The 18,631-nt window shown below is 75.0% G+C and carries 16 protein-coding genes; 6 read left to right on the forward strand and 10 right to left on the reverse strand.

The features are described from left to right. Positions 1–68 precede the first annotated feature (68 nt). Positions 69–1,070, reverse strand: a complete 1,002-nt coding sequence (locus IE305_RS27885; protein WP_190132555.1) for a GntR family transcriptional regulator — start codon at positions 1,068–1,070, stop codon at positions 69–71. 196 nt (positions 1,071–1,266) lie between these two features. On the opposite strand from IE305_RS27885, the gene IE305_RS27890 reads away from it, so the two are divergent. Next, positions 1,267–2,391 carry an FAD-dependent monooxygenase gene (locus tag IE305_RS27890; protein WP_190132556.1) on the forward strand — a complete coding sequence of 375 codons (1,125 nt, stop codon included), beginning with the start codon at positions 1,267–1,269 and terminating at the stop codon, positions 2,389–2,391. Here the strand turns inward: IE305_RS27890 and IE305_RS27895 are convergent. The 8 genes from IE305_RS27895 to IE305_RS27930 form a co-directional block, all read right to left on the reverse strand. Continuing rightward, the gene (locus IE305_RS27895; protein ID WP_190132557.1) at positions 2,375–3,586 is read right to left on the reverse strand and encodes a pyridoxal phosphate-dependent aminotransferase; all 1,212 of its coding nucleotides are present in this window, start codon (positions 3,584–3,586) and stop codon (positions 2,375–2,377) included. The genes IE305_RS27890 and IE305_RS27895 overlap by 17 nt on opposite strands. A gap of 82 nt (positions 3,587–3,668) precedes the next feature. Next, on the reverse strand, positions 3,669–5,042 hold the full coding sequence (locus IE305_RS27900; protein WP_190132558.1) for an aldehyde dehydrogenase family protein: 1,374 nt from the start codon (positions 5,040–5,042) through the stop codon (positions 3,669–3,671). Continuing rightward, positions 5,039–6,043: a proline racemase family protein gene (locus IE305_RS27905; protein ID WP_190132559.1), complete on the reverse strand. Its 1,005-nt coding sequence runs from the start codon at positions 6,041–6,043 to the stop codon at positions 5,039–5,041. Before IE305_RS27905 ends, IE305_RS27900 begins: the two co-directional genes overlap by 4 nt. Before the next feature lie 41 nt (positions 6,044–6,084). Next, entirely contained in the window at positions 6,085–6,993 is a 909-nt protein-coding gene (locus IE305_RS27910; RefSeq protein ID WP_190132560.1) for a dihydrodipicolinate synthase family protein, read from the reverse strand. 37 nt (positions 6,994–7,030) lie between these two features. Next, positions 7,031–8,500: an FAD/NAD(P)-dependent oxidoreductase gene (locus IE305_RS27915; RefSeq protein WP_190132561.1), complete on the reverse strand. Its 1,470-nt coding sequence runs from the start codon at positions 8,498–8,500 to the stop codon at positions 7,031–7,033. Continuing rightward, positions 8,481–8,795 carry a (2Fe-2S)-binding protein gene (locus tag IE305_RS27920; protein WP_190132562.1) on the reverse strand — a complete coding sequence of 105 codons (315 nt, stop codon included), beginning with the start codon at positions 8,793–8,795 and terminating at the stop codon, positions 8,481–8,483. Before IE305_RS27920 ends, IE305_RS27915 begins: the two co-directional genes overlap by 20 nt. A 78-nt stretch (positions 8,796–8,873) precedes the next feature. Next, positions 8,874–10,025, reverse strand: a complete 1,152-nt coding sequence (locus IE305_RS27925) for an NAD(P)/FAD-dependent oxidoreductase (protein ID WP_190132563.1) — start codon at positions 10,023–10,025, stop codon at positions 8,874–8,876. Positions 10,026–10,091: 66 nt separating this feature from the next. Further along, the gene (locus IE305_RS27930; protein WP_229891613.1) at positions 10,092–11,462 is read right to left on the reverse strand and encodes an aminopeptidase P family protein; all 1,371 of its coding nucleotides are present in this window, start codon (positions 11,460–11,462) and stop codon (positions 10,092–10,094) included. A 145-nt stretch (positions 11,463–11,607) separates the two neighbouring features. Here IE305_RS27930 and IE305_RS27935 point away from each other — a divergent pair, with 145 nt between their 5' ends. Genes IE305_RS27935 through IE305_RS27955 form a run of 5 tightly spaced genes read left to right on the forward strand, consistent with a single transcriptional unit; the run spans position 11,608 to position 17,314 of the window. Next, positions 11,608–13,356 (forward strand): ABC transporter substrate-binding protein, encoded by a 1,749-nt coding sequence (locus IE305_RS27935; protein ID WP_190132564.1) that lies wholly within the window; start codon positions 11,608–11,610, stop codon positions 13,354–13,356. Between the two features lie 13 nt (positions 13,357–13,369). Beyond that, a complete protein-coding gene (locus IE305_RS27940) occupies positions 13,370–14,308 on the forward strand; it encodes an ABC transporter permease (protein ID WP_190132565.1) in 939 nt (312 codons plus the stop codon). Beyond that, positions 14,305–15,291: an ABC transporter permease gene (locus IE305_RS27945; RefSeq protein ID WP_190132566.1), complete on the forward strand. Its 987-nt coding sequence runs from the start codon at positions 14,305–14,307 to the stop codon at positions 15,289–15,291. Before IE305_RS27940 ends, IE305_RS27945 begins: the two co-directional genes overlap by 4 nt. Next, positions 15,291–16,310: an ABC transporter ATP-binding protein gene (locus IE305_RS27950; protein ID WP_190132567.1), complete on the forward strand. Its 1,020-nt coding sequence runs from the start codon at positions 15,291–15,293 to the stop codon at positions 16,308–16,310. Before IE305_RS27945 ends, IE305_RS27950 begins: the two co-directional genes overlap by 1 nt. Beyond that, entirely contained in the window at positions 16,307–17,314 is a 1,008-nt protein-coding gene (locus IE305_RS27955) for an ABC transporter ATP-binding protein (RefSeq protein ID WP_190132568.1), read from the forward strand. The genes IE305_RS27950 and IE305_RS27955 overlap by 4 nt, the downstream gene beginning before the upstream one ends. A gap of 78 nt (positions 17,315–17,392) precedes the next feature. Here the strand turns inward: IE305_RS27955 and IE305_RS27960 are convergent, their stop codons facing one another. Then, complete coding sequence (locus IE305_RS27960) at positions 17,393–18,598, reverse strand: M6 family metalloprotease domain-containing protein (protein WP_229891614.1); 1,206 nt, start codon at positions 18,596–18,598, stop codon at positions 17,393–17,395. Positions 18,599–18,631 lie beyond the last annotated feature (33 nt).

An 18,631-nucleotide genomic window follows, 5' to 3' on the forward strand; every position in this document is an offset into this window, starting at 1 on the left:
GACGACGGCACCCCTCCTCGGCGGTCGCCCCTCGTCCCACGGTAGGGGACGCGCGGCGGTCGCGCGCGTCAGCGCGGGGGGCCGCCGGCGTGCTCCCGGACCAGGCGTTCCACGCCGTCGAGCAGGGCGGTGAGGCCGAGCGCGAACAGGTCGTCGAGGCGCAGGTCGTAGCCGTTGTCGCCGATGGCGCCGAGGAGGCGGGTGAACACCGGGTAGCGGCCGGAGGCGAGGACGGCCTCGGTCGCCGGCGCCTGTGCGTCCAGCCATTCCTGGTCGCTGACCCCGGTGGCGCTCTCCTCCTGGGCCTCGCGTTCGAGGTGGGCGGCCATGCCCTGGACGTGGCTGTACAGCAGGACGTTGAGGTCGAGCAGGGTGGTGGGGGCGAAGCCGTGGCCGTCGAGTCCGCCGAGCATCCACTCCGCGTAGGCGATCATGTTGGGGAGCATGAGCGGCCGGTGCAGCGGGCTGACGTGGGCGAGCCACGGGTGGGCGCGGTGCACGGCCCACAGCGCGAGGGCCCCGGTCTCCAGCCGTTCCCGCCAGCCGGCCGGCGCCGGGTCGGGGTAGGCGCACTCGCCGAGGACCGCGTCGGCCATCAGCAGCACGAGGGTGTTCTTGCTGTCGACGTAGCGGTAGGCCGTCATGGCGGAGGTGCCCAGCCGGGCCGCGATGCCGCGCATGGAGAGGGCGTCGAGCCCCTCGGCGTCGGCGAGTTCGACGGCGGCCCGGACGATGCGGTCCCGGGTGAGGTCCTGGCCGGCGGAGGGGCGGGGGCCGGGCGCGGGGGCCGGGGGTTGTGCTGCCGGGGAGGCAGGGGGTGTCGTGCGGCGGGCCGGTGCCACGAGCGTGCCGACTCTGGGCTCGGCCCGGACCAGGCCCTCCTGCCGGAGAACGGTCAGTGCCTTGGTGGCGGTGGCGAGGGCGACCTCCCATTCACGCGCCAATTGCCGGGTGGAGGGCACCCGGTCGCCGGGGCGCAGTTCACCGCGGGCGATGCGCCGCCGGATGTCGGCGACGATGCGCAGGTAGGGCGGTGCGGAACCGCTCGCCGAATTTTTTTCCGCCGTCATCGGGCCCTCCTGATAACTGTACTAGCACAGACCCTACCAGCCACTCCGCCTGCCCACCCCTCCCCCGACCTGCGCATCTGCCCTAGTACAGGGCGCCGTGGAGGGACTTCCACCCGCTGTCGATACGCCGTACATTCAGCTGTGTACAGCGTACGAGGACAGCGCAGGGACAGCGCGCAGAACGCAAGGATTCGCCATGACGAAGAACGCTCCGAGGACCGTGCTCATCTCCGGTGCCGGCATCGCCGGCCTCACCCTCGCCCACTGGATGCGCCGGCACGGCTGGGCGCCCACGGTCGTCGAGCGCGCGCCGGCCCTGCGGCCCGGCGGTCAGGCCGTCGACGTCCGGGGCGTCGCCCTGGACGTCCTGGACCGGACGGGCGTGCTGGAGGCCGCGCGCGGCCTGCGCACCCGGATGCGCGGGATGACGATGCTCGACGGCGACGGCAACGAGCTGTGGCGCTCGGAGGAGATGGCGTTCAGCAGCGGCCGGCTGGACAGCGACGACATCGAGGTGCTGCGCGACGACCTGACGGAGCTGCTGTACGAGCACGTGCGCGAGGAGACGGAGTTCCTCTTCTCCGACTCGGTGACCTCGATGGAACACCACCCCGACCGGGTCGACGTCGCTTTCGAGAGCGGGCTGCGGCGCTCCTTCGACGTGGTGGTCGGGGCCGACGGGCTGCACTCGCGGATACGGCGGCTGGCCTTCGGGCCGGAGGAGGGCTTCGTCCGCCCCTTCGGTCCCTACGTGGCCGTGTTCGGCGCCGCCAACGTCCTGGGGCTGGAGGACTGGCAGGTGTGGTCGCGGGGCGACAACGGCACGTACTGCGTCTACCCGGTGCGGGACAACACCGAGAGCCGGGTGACGCTGGGCTTCGTCCCGCCGGAGCCGCTGGAGTTCGGCCACCGCGACACCGCCCGGCAGAAGGAGCTCGTCGCCGCCGGCCTGGCCCACCTCGGCGGGGACACGCCGCGCCTGCTGGAGGCCATGGCGGAGGCGGAGCACTTCTACTTCGACGCGATGGCGCAGGTCCACATGGACCGCTGGACGGACGGCAGGGTGGCGCTGCTCGGCGACGCCGGCTACTGCCCCTCCCCGCTCTCCGGCCAGGGCAGCAGCCTCGCGCTCGTCGGCGCGTACGTGCTCGCCGACGAGCTGGGCGCGGCGGCGGACCACCGCACCGCCTTCGCCCGCTACGAGGAGCGGATGCGCCCGTTCGTCGCGCTCAACCAGGCGCTCGCCACGGAGAACCCGGACGGCCCGGCGCCCGAGGAGTCCATGGAGCGGGCCAAGAACGCGATCAGTCTCGACGCGTGAGGGCCGTCGCCGGGTCCGTGGCACGGGCCCGGCCGGCCAGCCGGGCCGTCGCCGTGGCCAGCAGGGACTCGTCCTTGCAGAACGCGAGGCGGACGAGGTGGCGGCCGGCCTTCTTGTCGTCGTACAGGGCGACGCTGGGGATGGCCGCCACGCCGGCGGAGGCGGGCAGGTCGCGGCAGAGTGCGTCGCCGTCGTCGGTGCCGAAGGACCGGGCGTCGACCTGCACGAAGTACGTGGCGTTGCCGGCGAGGACGGTGATGCCGGCCTCGCGCAGGCCGGTGACCAGCAGGTCGCGGCGGCGCTCCAGGGTGGCGCGCAGGTTCTCCACCCAGGGCATGCACTCCGTGAGGCCGGTCGCGACGGCCGCCTGGAAGGGGGTGCCGGAGGCGAAGGTCAGGTACTGCTTGACGGTGCGGACGGCGGTGACCAGGCGGGCGGGGCCGCAGGCCCAGCCGACCTTCCAGCCGGTGGTGCTGAAGGTCTTGCCGGCCGAGGAGATGGTCAGGGTGCGCTCGCGCATGCCGGGCAGGGCGGCCAGGGGAAGGTGGCGCAGGCCGTCGTAGACGAGGTACTCGTACACCTCGTCGGTGACGGCGATCAGGTCGTGCTCGATGCACAACCCGGCGATCAGGGCGAGTTCGTCGGCGTCGAAGACCTTGCCGGTGGGGTTGTGCGGGGTGTTGAGGAGGATCATCCGCGTGCGGGGCCCGACGGCGGCACGCAGCGCGTCCGGGTCGAAGGTGAAGCGGGTGCCGTCGTGCTCCAGCAGCACGGGGACCCGGCGCAGCCCGGCCATGGCCAGGCAGGCGCCGTACGAGTCGTAGAGGGGGTCGAAGACGACGACCTCGTCGCCGGGCTCGCACAGGCCGAGCAGGGCCGCCGCGATGGCTTCGGTGGCGCCGGCGGTCACCACGACCTCGGTGTCGGGGTCGTAGGCGACGCCGTGGTCGGTGGCGCGCCGTTCGGCGACGGCCCGGCGCAGGACGGGCAGGCCGGTGGCCGGCGGGTACTGGTTGAGCCCTTGGGCGATGGCCTCGCGCGCCGCTTCGAGCACCTCGGGCGGGCCGTCGCTGTCGGGGAAGCCCTGCCCCAGGTTGACGGCCCCGGCCGCCTGGGCGAGGGCGGTCATCTCGCTGAAGATCGTGAGCCCCGTGTAGGCGCGGAGGCGGGCGGCGATGAGCGCGTCGTTCACCATGGCCAGGACGATAGCAGCGGGCCGGCGAAGCGGACCGGCCGGTCGGCCGGGCGCGGGGTCGCCGCGCCCGGTCGGCGGGTTGTCAGGGCGTCAGGGTGTAGGTGCGGCTGGAGGTGTAGAACTCCAGCGCGGCGCGGCCCTGTTCGCGCGGGCCATGGCTGGACGCCTTGGTGCCGCCGAAGGGCAGGTGGAAGTCGACGCCCGTGGAGGGGGCGTTGACGCGGATCATGCCGGTGTCCAGGTGGTCCAGGCCGTGCAGGACGCTCTCCAGGCCGGCGGTGTGCACGGAGGTGACGAGCCCGTGCGGCACGCTGTTGGCGAGGCGGACGGCGCCGGCCAGGTCGTCGGCGTGCAGCAGGGCCGCGAGGGGGGCGAACACCTCCTCGTGCAGCAGCGGGTGGTCCGCCGGTACGTCCTCCACGACGGTCGGGGCCGCGTACCAGCCGGGGCCGTCGGGGCTCTTGCCGGTGGCCAGGACGGACAGCCCGGCACGGGCCCGGTCGAAGCGGTCGCGGGCCGGGCCGGAGATCACCGGGCCGCAGACCGTGGCCGCGTCGGCCGGGTCGCCGACGGGCAGGGCGCGCACGGCCTCGGCGAGAGCCTCGCGCAGGGGTTCGCGGGCCGCGCCGACGGCGATGACGCGGCTGGTGGCGGTGCACTTCTGGCCCGCGTAGCCGGCGACGGCGGCGGCGAGGTGCGCGGCGGCCCGCTCGATGTCGGCGTCCGGGAGGACGAGGGCCGCGTTGAGGCCGCCCATCTCGGCCTGCACCGGGACGCCCCGGGCGGCCGCGGCGCGGGCCACCGAACCGCCGGCGGCGGTGGAGCCGGTGAAGGAGACGACGTCGGCGGTCTCCACCAGGGCCCGCCCCTCGTCGGCACCGCCCGGCACCACGGTGAACACCCCCTCGGGGAGGGCCCCCTGGACCAGTTCGGCCAGGCGCAGGGCGCAGGCGGTGGCCTCCGGGGCGGGCTTGAGCACGACCGTGTTGCCCGTGGCGAGGGCGGGGGCGGCCTTCCAGGCGGGGATGGCGAAGGGGAAGTTCCACGGCGTGATCAGGCCGGCCACGCCGTGCGGCCGGCGGCGCGTCAGGAGCAGGCCGGCGCCGGCGGCCGGCTCGTGGACGGCGCCGGTGGCCTCGTAGGGCGCCTGGGCGTAGTAGCGCCAGATCGCGACGGTGCGGGCGACCTCGGCACGGGCCTCGGCGAGCGGCTTGCCCACCTCGCGCACGGCCAGGGCGGCCAGTTCGCCGGCGGCCTCCTCGACGGCCCCGGCGATGGCGGTGAGGGCGGCGGCCCGGCCGGCGGCGCCGGCGTCCTGCCAGGCCGGCCGGGCCGCGCGGGCCCGCCCGACGGCGGCGTGGACGCCGGCGGCGCCGGCCGCCGGCACCGCGGTGACGACGTCGGCGGGGTCGGCCGGGTTGAGGGAGAGGAGAGGCGCCGTGTCGGGAGCGGTCACAGGAGGAAACCTCCGGGGAAGGGGTCGTCCGGGTCGAGGAAGTACTGGGCGGTGCCGGTGAGCCAGGCCCGCCCGGTGATGGTGGGCAGCACCGCGGGCACGCCGCCGACCTGCGTCTCCCCCACCAGCCGGCCGGTGAACCGGGTGCCGATGAAGGACTCGTTGACGAAGTCGCGGTCCAGCGGCAGCAGGCCGCGGGCGTGCAGCTGGGCCATGCGCGCCGAGGTGCCCGTGCCGCAGGGGGAACGGTCGAACCAGCCGGGGTGGATGGCCATGGCGTGCCGGGAGTGGTGGGCGTCGGAGCCCGGCGCGGCGAGGTAGACGTGCTTGAGGCCGTGGATCTCGGGGTGCTCGGGGTGGACGGGCCGGTCGGGCGAGGCATTGATCGCGTCCATCACGGCGAGCCCGGCGGCCAGCAGCTCGTCCTTGCAGGCCCGGTCGAACGGCAGGCCCAGGGCCTCCAGTTCGACGAAGGCGTAGAAGTTGCCGCCGAAGGCCAGGTCGTAGGTGACGGTGCCCAGGCCGGGCACGTCGGTCTTGAGGTCGAGGCCCATGCAGAAGGCGGGCACGTTGGTGAGGGTGACCGCTCTCGCCGCGCCGTCCTCGACCTGGACGTCGACGGTCACGAGACCGGCGGGGGTGTCCAGGCGCACGGTGGTGACGGGCTCGGTGACGGGCACCATGCCCGTCTCCACCAGGACGGTGGCCACGCCGATGGTGCCGTGGCCGCACATCGGCAGGAGTCCGGACACCTCGATGAACAGCACCCCGTAGTCGGCGTCGGGCCGGGTGGGGGGCTGGAGTACGGCGCCGCTCATCGAGGCGTGGCCGCGCGGCTCGTACATGAGCAGCGTCCGCAGGTGGTCCAGGTGCTCGGTGAAGTGGAGCCGGCGCTCGGCCATGGTGGCTCCGGGGATCACGCCGACGCCGCCGGTGATGACACGCGTGGGCATGCCCTCGGTGTGCGAGTCGACGGCGTGGAAGACATGACGGGTACGCACGGACGTCCTCTCGGTGCGGGTGAAGGCCGGTGGGCGTGCGGTCAGCGGTGGCCGGCGGCCAGCGCCTTCTCGGTCGCGGCGCGCACCGCGGCCTCCACGTCGCCGGTCAGCGGGGAGCGCGGCGGGCGGGTGGGGCCGCCGGGCCGGCCGGCGAGGTCCATGGAGAGCTTGATGGCCTGCACGAACTCGGTGCGGGAGTCCCAGCGCAGCAGGGGGTGCAGCGAGCGGTACAGCGGCAGGGCGGTCTCCAGGTCGCCGGCGACGGCGGCGTGGTAGAGCTCGGCACAGGTGGCGGGCAGGGCGTTGGGGTAGCCGGCGATCCAGCCGACCGCGCCGGCCACGGCGAGCTCCAGCAGGACGTCGTCGGCGCCGATGAGCAGGTCGAGGCCGGGCGCGAGTTCGGCGATCTCGTAGGCGCGCCGGACGTCGCCGCTGAACTCCTTGACGGCCACGACGCTGCCCTCGGCGTGCAGCCGGGCGAGCAGGGCGGGGGTGAGGTCGGTCTTGGTGTCGATGGGGTTGTTGTACGCGACGACGGGCACCCCGGCGGCGGCGACGTGGGCGTAGTGGGCGCGGACGGCCTGCTCGTCGGCGCGGTAGGCGTTGGGGGGCAGCAGCAGCACGGAGCCGCAGCCGGCCTCGGCGGCCTGGTCGGCCCAGCGGCGTGCCTCGGCGCTGCCGTAGGCGGCGACGCCCGGCATGACGCGGGCGCCGTCGCCGGCGGCCTCGACGGCGGTGCGCACGACGCGGGCGCGCTCCTCGTCGGTGAGGGTCTGGTACTCGCCGAGGGAGCCGTTGGGGACGACGCCGTCGCAGCCGTTGTCGAGGAGCCAGCGGACATGGGCGGCGTACGCGTCGTGGTCGACGGAGAGGTCGTCGCGCAGCGGGAGGGCGGTGGCGACCATGATGCCGCGCCAGGGTCGGTCGGGGGTCCAGGTGGTGGCGGTCATGCCGGTAACCCTTCTGTGGTGGTCCGGTGGGGGTGGGTCAGTGGTCTTCGGGGCCGTCGGGGCCGTCGGGGTCCTCGGGCAGCGCGGCGAGGGCGGCCAGCGGCACGGGCACGGCGAGCGGGCGGCGGGCGGGGGACGGCGGTACGGCGCCGTCGGGCCGGCCGGCCGCGGCGAGGGCGGCGACGGCCGCGCCGCACATGCGGCCCTGGCACCAGCCCATGCCTGCGCGGGTGAGGAGCTTGACGGTGCGGGCGTCGCGGGCGCCGAGGTCGTCGACGGCCTCGCGGACGCGGCCGGCGGTCACCTCCTCGCAGCGGCACACCTCGGTGTCGTCGGTGAGCCAGCCGGTCCAGCCGGCGCCGGGGGCGTGGGCGGCGGCCATGGCCTCGGCGAAGGCGCGCATGCGGTCGCGGCGGCGGGCCAGGTCGCGGACGCGCCGGCCGGTGGTGAGGCCGGGCCGGGCGCGGAGCCGGGCGGTGACGGCGACGGCGGCGAGTTCGCCCTCGACGCGGGCGAGTTGCCAGCCGCCGGTGCCGCCGGTCTCGCCCGCGGCCCACAGGCCCGGCACGGTGGTCTCCTGCCAGGCGTCGAGGAGGAGGGCGTCGGTGCCGTCGGGGGTGCGGCGGGTGGCGCAGCCCAGGCCGGTGGCGAGTTCGGTCTGCGGGACGAGGCCGTGGCCGACGGCCAGCGCGTCGCAGGGGACGCGGCGGCCGGTACCGGGCAGCGGCCGCCAGTCGGGGCCGAGCCGGGAGACGGTGACGGCCTCGACGCGGTCGGTGCCGTGCACCGCGGTGACGGCGCTGCGCGGGCGGAGCCGTACCCGGTGGCGGGCGAGGGCGGTGCCGTGCACCGCGGCCTCGACGAGCTTGTGCGGGTTGGTGGCGAGGGCGCGCGGGTGGCGGGCGTAGCCGAGGTAGCCGGCGGCCTCGACGACTTCGGGCACGTGGGCGCCGGCGGCGGTGAGGGAGGAGGCCACGGCGAGCAGCAGGGGGCCGCTGCCGGCGACGACGACGCGCCGGCCGGGCAGGACGAGCCCGGCCTTGAGCATGGCCTGGGCGCCGCCGGCGCCGACGACGCCGGGCAGGGTCCAGCCGGGGAAGGGCAGGTGCCGTTCGTGGGCGCCGGTGGCGAGGAGCACGGCCCGGGCGCGGATGCGGACGGGCTTGCCGTCGTCGCCGTCGGGTCCGGTGAGGGCGTGCACGGTCCAGTCGTCGGCGGCCCGCCGGGTCACGGTCCACACGTGGTGGTGGGCGAGGTGGGTGACGTCGCTCGCGGCGAGGCGGCGGCGGAGCGCGGTGAAGGCGGGCCAGTCGTGGTGGAGGGCGCCGGGGCGGGTGGCGCCGAGGCCGGGGGCGGGGTGGCGGAAGTACTGGCCGCCGGGCCGGCCGGAGGCGTCCAGCAGGACGGTGGACAGGCCGAGTTCGGCGGCGGTGACGGCGCCGGCGAGCCCGGCGGGCCCGGCGCCGACGACCGCGAGGTCGTACGGCTCAGACGGCGAGCCGGTCATGGCCGTGTCCTTCCTGGGTGGTGACGGTGTCGCCGGGCCGGGCGGGGGTGAGGCAGGCCCGGCGGTTGCGTTCGCCGTTGACGGTGGCGAGGCAGTCGAAGCACTGGCCGATGCCGCAGAACGCGCCGCGCGGCCGGCCGGTGCGGCGGGTGGTGCGCCAGGCGAGGATGCCCGCTCCCCACAGGGCGGCGGCGATGGTCTGGCCGGGCAGGGCGGGGACCGGCCGGCCGTCGAAGGTGATCTCGAACGGCGGGTCGGGCTCCGCGCCGGCCAGGTCGGCGGGGGTACGGGCCACTGCGGGCCTCCTCTCGTGGGCAGGGGTGACGTGCGGAGGGCGGGGCCCCGGTCGCGAGCGCGTGGTGGTGAGGGGGCGTCAGGCGGTGACGCCGGTGAAACGGCCGGGGTCGAACGGCCGCAGGTCCAGCGGCGGTTCGTCGCCGGTCAGGACGCGGGCGACGGCCAGGCCGGTGGCGGGGGCGAGGCCGATGCCGGCGCCCTCGTGCCCGCAGGCGTGCAGCAGTCCGGGGACGGACGGGTCCGCGCCGACGGCGGGCAGGTGGTCGGGGAGGTACGGGCGGAAGCCGGCGTAGGTGCGCAGTGCCCGGACGCCCGCCAGCACCGGGAACAGTTCGGTGGCCCCGGCCGCCAGCCGGCGCAGCGCCTCCACCGACAGGGTGCGGTCGAAGCCGACGCGCTCCCGGCTGGCGCCGATGAGGACGGGCCCGGCCGGGGTGCCCTCGACGACGGCGGAGGTCTGGAGGGCGGCCGAGCCGCTGGCCACGTCGGCGACGTAGTCGGCGGCGTAGACCTTGTGCCGGACGACGCGCGGCAGGGGTTCGGTGACGAGCACGAAGCCGCGGCGGGGCAGCACGGGCAGGTGCGCGCCGGCGAGCCGGGCGACCTCGCCGCCCCAGGTGCCGGCGGCGTTGACCACGTAGGGGGCGTGCAGGTCGCCGGCGCGGGTGCGGACGCCGCGCACCTCCCCGGATGCGCCGGTGAGGACGGCGGTCACCTCCTGGCCGGTGCGCACCCGGGCGCCGGAGGCGCGCAGCAGGTGGGCGGCGGCCAGGGCCGGCTGGACCTGGGCGTCCTGCGGGTAGAGGAAGCCGCCGGCGAGGCCGGGCGCCAGGTGGGGTTCGAGGTCGTGGAGCGCGTCGGCGGGGACCTCCTGCGCGGTGACGCCCGCCGCGGTCTGGGACCGGGCGAACGCGCGGAGCGCGGTCATCCGTGCGGCGTCCCGGGCCACCACCAGCCCGCCCTTGGCCTCGTACTCGGCGCCGTCGGGGAGTCCGGCGGCCAGGTCGCGCCAGAGGCGGGTGGAGAGCAGGGCCAGGTCGAGCTCGGGACCGGGTTCCTTGTCGGAGACCAGCAGGTTGCCCTCGCCCGCGCCGGTGGTGCCGCCCGCGACGGGGCCGCGGTCGACGACGGTGACGGAGAGGCCGGAACGGGCGGCGTAGTAGGCGCACGCGGCGCCGACGACACCCGCCCCGACGACGATGACGTCCGGGGAGTTGCTCAGGGGCACAGCAGTAATATTTCACATTGCATTACGGCGTGCCAAGAGCTGGTCCAGACCTGCCTCGTACGGGAGTTACCCCTCCAGCAGCTCGCCCATCCAGGACTCGATGGCGTCCGGCGTGCGCGGCAGGGCGCCCGACATCAGCCGCGCCCCCTCCGCGGTGATGACGAGGTCGTCCTCGATCCGTACGCCGATGCCGCGGAGCTCGGGCGGCAGCGTCTCGTCGTCCGGCTGAAGATAGAGCCCCGGCTCCACGGTGAGCACCTGGCCCGCCTCCAGCACGCCGTCGAGGTAGGCGTCGGCGCGCGCCTGGGCGCAGTCGTGCACGTCCAGGCCGAGCATGTGCCCGCTGCTGCACAGGGTGTAGCGGCGGTGGAAGTCGCCCTCGGCGCTCTTGAGCACGCCCCACTCGGCCAGGCCCTCGGCGATGACGCGCATGGCGGCCCGGTGGAAGTCGCGGAAGCGCGCGCCGGGCCGCAGCGCGGCGATGCCCGCCTCCTGCGCGGCGAGCACGAGGTCGTAGACCTGGCGCTGGACGGGCGAGAAGCGGCCGGACAGGGGCAGGGTGCGGGTGATGTCGGCGGTGTAGAGGGTGTCGGTCTCCACGCCCGCGTCCAGCAGCAGGAGTTCGTCCCGGTTCAGGCGGCCGTCGTTGCGTATCCAGTGCAGCACACAGGCGTGCGCCCCGGAGGCGGCAATGGTCTCGTAGCCGGGGCCGTTGCCCTCCGTGCGGGCGCGCAGCCCGAAGACGCCCTCGATCCACCGCTCGCCGCGCGGGTGGTCCAGGGCGCGCGGCAGGGCCCGGACGACGTCCTCGAAGCCGGCGACGGTGTGGTCCACGGCCAGCTGGAGCTGGCCGACCTCCCAGGCGTCCTTCACCAGGCGCAGCTCGCTGAGGACGGCGGCCAGTTCGGGGTCGCCGGCCGGTTCGCGGCCCGGCGGCAGCTGCCCCGGGTCATCCAGGGCGACGCAGCGGATGCCCGTCATGCGCTCGGCCTCGCCGAGGTCGGGGCGGCGGCCCACCCAGAACTCGCCGTAGCGGCGGTCGCGGTAGAACGCGTCGCCGCTGCGCGGCGAGCGCGGCCGGACGTGCAGGACGGCCTCGTGCCGGCGCGGCCCGTCGGGCTCCAGCACCAGGACGTGGCCGGCCTGCTCCTCGCCGGTGAGGCCGGTGAGCCAGGCGTAGGCGCTGTGCGGGCGGAAGCGGTGGTCCATGTCGTTGGACCGGACCCGGAGCTCACCCGCGGGCACCACGATCCGCTCGCCGGGGAAGCGGGCCGACAGCCGCTCGCGGCGGGCGGCGGTGAGGGCCGCGACGGGCAGCCGGAGGTCGCCGGGCAGCGGGGTGGCCGCCCAGTCGCGCTCCATGAACGCCTGGAACTCGGCGGACACCGGCAGGTCGTGACTGACGGTCCGGATCCCCGGGGCGGTGGGTTCGGTCACGGAGTCCTCCTCGGACACAGCTGGATAACAGGGGGACTGACATCTTGTCAGTGCAATTTCACATTACTATGTTACGGGTCACATTTCAGCCAGGGCTGTTCGCTGTTCCCCTGCTCACGGTTCCCCTGCTCACGGAGTGACCCCTGTGAAGAACCAGCGCACCCGCACCTCCCTCGCCGCCCTCCTGGCGGCCTCCCTCGCCCTCGGAGCGGCCGGCTGCTCCGGCGGGCGGCGCACGGCGCACGGCTCCGGGGGCGGCAACCCCCTGGCCGCCGGCCAGGGCACCACGGTCGGCGGCACGCCCCGCAAGGGCGGCACCCTCACCGTCCTGTCCAACCAGGACTTCTCCCACCTCGACCCGGCCCGCAACTGGGTCATGAGCGACATGGACTTCGGGACCCGGCTGCTCTACCGCACCCTGGTCACGTACAAGGCCGAGCCCGGCGCCGCGGGCAGCACGCTGGTGCCCGACCTCGCCACCGACCTCGGCACCGCCTCCGCCGATGCCCGCACCTGGACCTTCCACCTCAGGCCCGGGGTCGCCTACGAGGACGGCTCCCCCGTCACCGCGCAGGACGTCAAGTACAACGTGGAGCGGTCCTTCTCCCCCGACCTGCCCGGCGGCGCCGACTACGCCGCCCGCTACCTGGAGGGCGCCGAGGGCTACCAGGGTCCCGCGCAGGGCCGGCACCTCGACTCCGTCGAGACGCCCGACGACCGCACCCTCGTCTTCCACCTGCGCAAGCCCTTCGCCGAGTTCCCCTGGGCGACGGTCATGCCCACCTTCGCCCCCGTCCCGCAGAAGCAGGACACGGGCCCGCGGTTCGACAACCGGCCGTTCTCCTCCGGCCCCTACAAGGTGGACTCGTACGCCCGCAACAAGCGGCTCGTCCTCGTCCGCAACGAGCACTGGGACCCCTCGACCGACCCCGTCCGCAAGGCGTACCCCGACCGGATCGTCGTCACCATGGGCCTCAAGGCCAACCAGATCGACGACCGGATGACGGCCAGCCGCGGCGCCGACGCCTCCGCCGTCCCCTGGTCCGCGCTGCGCCCCGAGAGCGCCCCCAAGGTGCTGCCCAACGCCGAGGTGCGGCGACGGCTGCTGTCGGAGTCCACCAACTGCACCGACATGCTGCAGATGCACACCGGACGTGCCCCGTTCGACGACGTCCGGGTCCGCCGGGCCGTGCAGTACGCCCTCGACCGGGACGCCGTGCTCACCGCCTCCGGCGGCCCCGCCCTCAACGAGCCCTCCACCGCGTACATGCCGTCCGGTCTCTTCGGCGGCCGGCAGCCCGACACGCTGAAGATCCCCGCCACGGGCGACCCCGGCAGGGCCAGGCAGCTGCTGAAGGAGGCCGGCAGACCGGACGGCCTCACCACCCGGCTGACCGTCTCCACCGGCGACCGGGGCCGCGCCGAGGCCATCCAGCAGTCCCTCGCCAAGGCCGGCATCAAGGTGGTCATCGAGACCGTGGACCCCTCCGCCTTCTACGCCACCATCGGCGACACCCGCAACCGCACCGACCTCGTGTACACCGGCTGGTGCCCCGACTACCCCTCCGGCTCCACCTTCCTGCCCTTCGTCTTCGACGCCCGCTTCATCAAGGAGAAGGGCAACTCCGGCAACCACTCGCTCTTCCGCGACGAGCAGGTCATGCGGCGCATGGACGAGATCGCCGCCATGACCGACACCGCGCAGGCCGACAGGGCCTGGCAGCAGCTGGACGGCACCATCCTCGCCAAGGCGCCGGCCGTGCCGGTGCTCGTCCGCCGCTGGCCGCTGGTCGTGGGCACCAACATCGCCGGCGCGCACGGCCACCCGTCGTTCGGCGGCCAGCTCGACTACGCCACCGTCGGGCTCAAGGACCCCGCCAAGGCCCGGGGCTGAGGGGACAGCGACCATGACCACCACCGCCCCGACCCCCGCCGCGGCCGCCGCACCCGCCGCCGGACCCTGGCGGCTCGCCCGCGCCGAGCTGCGCCGCCGCGCCTCCGTGAAGATCTCCCTCGCCGTCGTCGTCCTCTTCCTCCTCATGGCCGCCGCCGCACCGCTGCTCAGCGCCCTCTGCGGCTGGTCGCCCGAGGAGTTCGACAAGAGCGCCGTCGACCCCTACCTCGGCGGCCAGCCCGTCGGCCCGTTCGGCGGCATCTCGGCCGAGCACTGGCTCGGCGTCGAACCCGTCACCGGCCGCGACCTGTTCGCCCGCCTCGTGCACGGCGCGCGGGTCTCCCTGCTGATCGCCCTCGCCGCCACCGCGATCGTCGTCGTCGCCGGCACGGCGGCCGGCATCGCCGCCGGCTACTTCGGCGGCCGCACCGACGCCCTGCTCTCCCGGCTGATGGACCTCACCATGTCCTTCCCCTCCCTCATCTTCATGATCGCGATGATGTCGGTGGCCCGGGACGTCAACCGCATCCTGCTGATGACCGCGGTGATCGGCCTGTTCGGCTGGCCCGGCGTCGCCCGCGTCGTCCGCGGCCAGACCCTCTCCCTCAAGCACCGCGAATACGTCGACGCCGCCCGCGTCGGTGGCTCCGGCCCCTGGCGCATCCTCACCCGCGCCGTGCTGCCCGGCGTCGCCGGGCCCGTCATCGCCTGCACCACCCTGCTCGTCCCCGGCATGATCGCCACCGAGGCGGCCCTGAGCTACCTCGGCGTGGGCGTCCGCCCGCCCACCCCCTCCTGGGGCCAGATGATCGCCGAGAGCGTCGCCTTCTACGACACCGATCCCCTGTACTTCGCCGTCCCCAGCACCTGTCTCTTCCTGACCGTGCTCGCCTTCACCCTCCTCGGCGACGCCCTCCGCGACGTCCTCGACCCCCGGAGCGGCCGCGCATGATCCTCTACATCGGGCGCCGGCTCCTCGCCGCCGCCGGGGTGCTCCTGGCCATCGCGGCCGTCACCTTCACCATCTTCTACGTCCTGCCCTCCGACCCCGCGGCCGCCGCCTGCGGCAAATCCTGCAGCACCGAACGGCTGGAGGCCATCCGCGCCCACATGGGCCTGGACCGGCCGCTGTGGCAGCAGTTCACGGACTTCGTCACCGGCATCTTCACCGGCCGCACCCTGGGCAGCGGCCGCTACGCCGTGCACTGCTCCTTCCCCTGCCTCGGCTACTCGTACGAGAACTCCGAGGCCGTCTGGGACCTCCTGACCGACCGGATGCCCGTCTCCGCCTCGCTCGCCCTGGGCGCCGCCGCGCTCTGGCTGCTGCTCGGCCTCGCCGCCGGCGTCACCGCGGCTCTGCGCAAGGACACCCTCACCGACCGGGCCCTGATGGTCGGCGCCGTCGCCGCCGCGTCCCTGCCCGTCTACTTCACCTCGATGATGCTCATCCACGGCGTCGTACGGCTCACCGGTCTGCTGCCCTACCCGCAGTACGTCCCGTTCGGCGAGGACCCCGCCCACTGGGCGTCCAACCTGCTCCTCCCCTGGACCGCGCTGGCCCTGCTGTACGCCGCCATGTACGCACGGCAGAGCCGGGGTTCGATGATCGAGGCCATGGCCGAGCCCTACGTCCGCACCGCCCGCGCCAAGGGCCTGCCGCGCCGCACCGTCGTCGTCAAGCACGGACTGCGCACCGGCATGACACCGGTCCTCACCCTCTTCGGCATGGACCTCGGCGGACTGCTCGCCGGCGCCGTCATCACCGAGTCCCTCTTCGGCCTCCCCGGCGTCGGGCGCCTCTTCTACGGCGCGCTGACCACCGGCGACCAGCCGGTCGTGCTCGGCGTCACGCTGCTGTCGGCCGCCTTCATCGTCGTCGCCAACCTGGCCGTCGACCTGCTCTACGCCGTCGCCGACCCGCGAGTGAGGTACTGATGGCCGCCGAACCGCCCCTGCTCACCGTCACCGGCCTGACCGTCACCTTCCCCACCCCGCGCGGCGACGTCCGGGCCGTGGACTCCCTGGGCTTCACGGTGCACCGCGGACGGACCCTGGGCATCGTCGGCGAGTCCGGCTCCGGCAAGTCCGTCACCTCCCTCGCCGTGATGGGCCTGCACACCGGCGCCCGGGTCACCGGCTCCGTCGTCCTCGACGGCCGGGAACTCACCGGCCTGCCCGAACGCGACCTCAACCGGCTGCGCGGCCGCCGCATGGCCATGATCTTCCAGGACCCGCTCTCCAGCCTCCACCCCTCCTACACGGTCGGCGAACAGATCGCCGAACACCACCGCGTCCACTTCGGCTCCCGCCGTGCCGCCGCCCGCCGGCGGGCCGTCGAGATGCTCGGCGAGGTCGGCATCCCCGAACCGGCGCGCCGCGCCGGCGAGTACCCGCACCAGTTCTCCGGCGGCATGCGCCAGCGCGTGATGATCGCCATGGCGCTCGCCTGCGAACCCGACCTGCTCATCGCCGACGAACCCACCACCGCCCTCGACGTCACCGTCCAGGCCCAGATCCTCGAACTCCTCGCCCGCCTCCAGCAGGAACGCGGCCTCGCCGTCGTCCTCATCACCCACGACCTGGGGGTCGTCGCCCGCGTCGCCCACGACGTCCTCGTGATGTACGGCGGCCGCGCCGCCGAACAGGCGCCCGTGGACGCCCTGTTCACCGTCCCGGCGCACCCCTACACCCGGGGCCTGCTCGACTCCCTCCCCCGCCTCGACGACCCCGACGACGCGCCGCTGCGCGCCATCCCCGGCAGCCCGCCCTCCCTGCTGGCCCCCACCCCCGGCTGCGCCTTCGCGCCGCGCTGCCCCCGGGCCGCCGCCGCGCCGGCGGCCGAACGGGCCCGCTGCGAGGACACCGGCCCAGCCCTCACGGCCTCCCAGGGGCACCTCGTCGCCTGCCACCTCCCCCTGCACACCGACGCCCCAGCCCCCGGAGGCCCCCGATGACCGCGACCACCGGACCGAAAACCGGACCGGACGCCGGGCCCCTGCTCGCCGTCCGGGACCTGACGATGACCTTCCCCGGCCGGCGCGGCCGCCGGCGGGCCGCCGTCCGCGCCGTCGACGGCGTCTCCTTCGACCTGGCACCGGGCGAGACCCTGGGCCTGGTCGGCGAGTCCGGCTGCGGCAAGTCCACCACCGGCCGCATGATCGTACGGCTGCTGGAGCCCACCGCCGGCTCCGTCGTCTACGCCGGACGGGACATCAGCCGGCTGTCGCAGCGGGCCCTGAAGCCGCTCCGCCGCGAGCTCCAGATGGTCTTCCAGGACCCGCACTCCTCCCTCAACCCGCACCAGACCGTGGCCCGCATCGTCGCCGACCCCCTGCTGGTGCAGGGCGTCCCCGCGGCCGAGGCCCGCGAGCGGGCCGCCGGGCTGATGGAGCTGGTCGGCCTCGTCCCCGAACACCTCGACCGCTTCCCGCACGCCTTCTCCGGCGGCCAGGCGCAGCGCATCGGCATCGCCCGCGCGCTGGCCACCGGCCCGCGGCTGATCGTGGCGGACGAGCCGGTGTCGGCGCTGGACGTCTCGGTGCAGGCCCAGATCGTGGGCCTGCTGGACCGGCTGCGCCGCGAACTGGGCCTGGCGTGCCTGTTCATCGCCCACGACCTGGCGGTGGTCAAGCGGGTGTGCGACCGGGTGGCGGTGATGTACCTGGGCCGGATCGTGGAGATCGGCGACAAGGACCGCGTGTACGCGGCCCCGGCCCACCCCTACACCCGGGCCCTGCTGTCGGCCGTGCCGTTGCCGGACCCGGCGGCGGAGCGCGCCCGGGAACGCATCGTCCTGGCCGGCGACCCGCCGAGCCCGGCGGCCCCGCCCCCGGGCTGCACCTTCCATCCCCGCTGCCCGAAGGCCCAGGACGTGTGCCGCCGGGAGGCACCGCTGCTGCGGGTGCCGGTCCCGGGTGAACGCCGGGAAGTGGCCTGCCACTTCCCGGAGACCGGCTGAGCGACGGCCGGTGCGGCGGCCCGGGCCCTGGTTCCGTGGGGGGATCCAGGGCCCGGGCGCCGGGCTTTCCCCGGGCGTTCAGTTCTTGGTGATGCGCACGGTGTCGCCGAGGGCGCCGGCGGCCAGGACGTCGATGCGGACGCCCGCGGCGGGGTCGGTGAAGGACTCCCCGGGGCGGTAGGGCGCGTCGTCCAGCGGACGGCAGCCGGCCGGCGGGGTGCTGCCGGGGTGGGCGTCCAGCACCCGGACCGGGCCCTGCCCCGTGGGGACCGAGGAGTCCACCCGGTAGACGAGAGCACCGCTCGCGCACGCCCCGGCGTCGTTGCGCACCGCCCGGCGGGACTCGACGACGTACGCGGTCGTGGGCCCGGTGCGGACCACGGCCGCCTTGGTGCCCTCGGCGTACTCGACCGCGGTCAGGCGCACGGTGTCGCCGCCGCGCGAGGCGCGGCACCGGATCTGGCCGTCGGTGGTCCATCCGAGCTTCCAGGAGTGCCAGGCCAGGTACTGCGAACCGGCCCCGGCGATCAGCCCCATGACGTCCCAGCCGCCGGTGAAGCGGTGGGGGTCGGTGCCGGCCTCGAAGGCGTAGAGGTCGGGCAGGCCGAAGGTGTGGCTCGTCTCGTGGGCGGCCAGCCGCCGGTCCCAGCGCCACATGTCCTGGCCGAAGGTGACCGCCCACCGCACGCGCCTGCCGTCGGCGACGATCCCGGGCGTCCCGGGCTCGTACAGGTAGGTGGGGGTGAAGGAGATGGCCGGGGCGGTGCGGGTGGCGACGACGTACACCATGTCGTAGCGGGAGAAGTCGACGCCGGGGTCGGCGGCGGTGACGGCGTCCCGCAGGTAGGCCTCGTGCGCCTCGTGGGTGAGGCCGCGGGCGAACCCGTAGGCGGTGGAGGGGCGCGGCATGCGCACCCAGTGGGGGTGGGCGGTGACGGCGGGCCAGACCTTGCCGTAGGAGGCGTACCAGAGCCAGTCGGCGCCGGCGGTGACGCGGGCGCCGTGGGTGGCGGGCGGCTCGGTGGCGGGGGCGTCGGGGAAGTCGACGAAGACCATGGCGACCTGGAGCGTGCCGGCCGGGCGCTGGAAGACGGAGTGGTCGGTGTCGTGGCCTTCGTCGGTCCAGCCGGTGGCGCCGGGCAGGGCGCACGCTGCCGGATCGTCGCGGGGCGGGCCGGTCCGGTCCGCGGCGTGGACGGCCGGTGGCCACAGGAGCAGGAGGGCGGCGAGGGCCGCCGAGAGCAGGGCCGGGAGTGCTGGGCGGGGTTGAACGATTCTTCGCACGGGCCCCTCCACGGAGTTCCTTGAGGATTCAAA

This window comes from Streptomyces mashuensis (genome assembly GCF_014654785.1).
In the GTDB taxonomy this organism is placed as follows: Bacteria; Actinomycetota; Actinomycetes; order Streptomycetales; family Streptomycetaceae; genus Streptomyces; species Streptomyces mashuensis.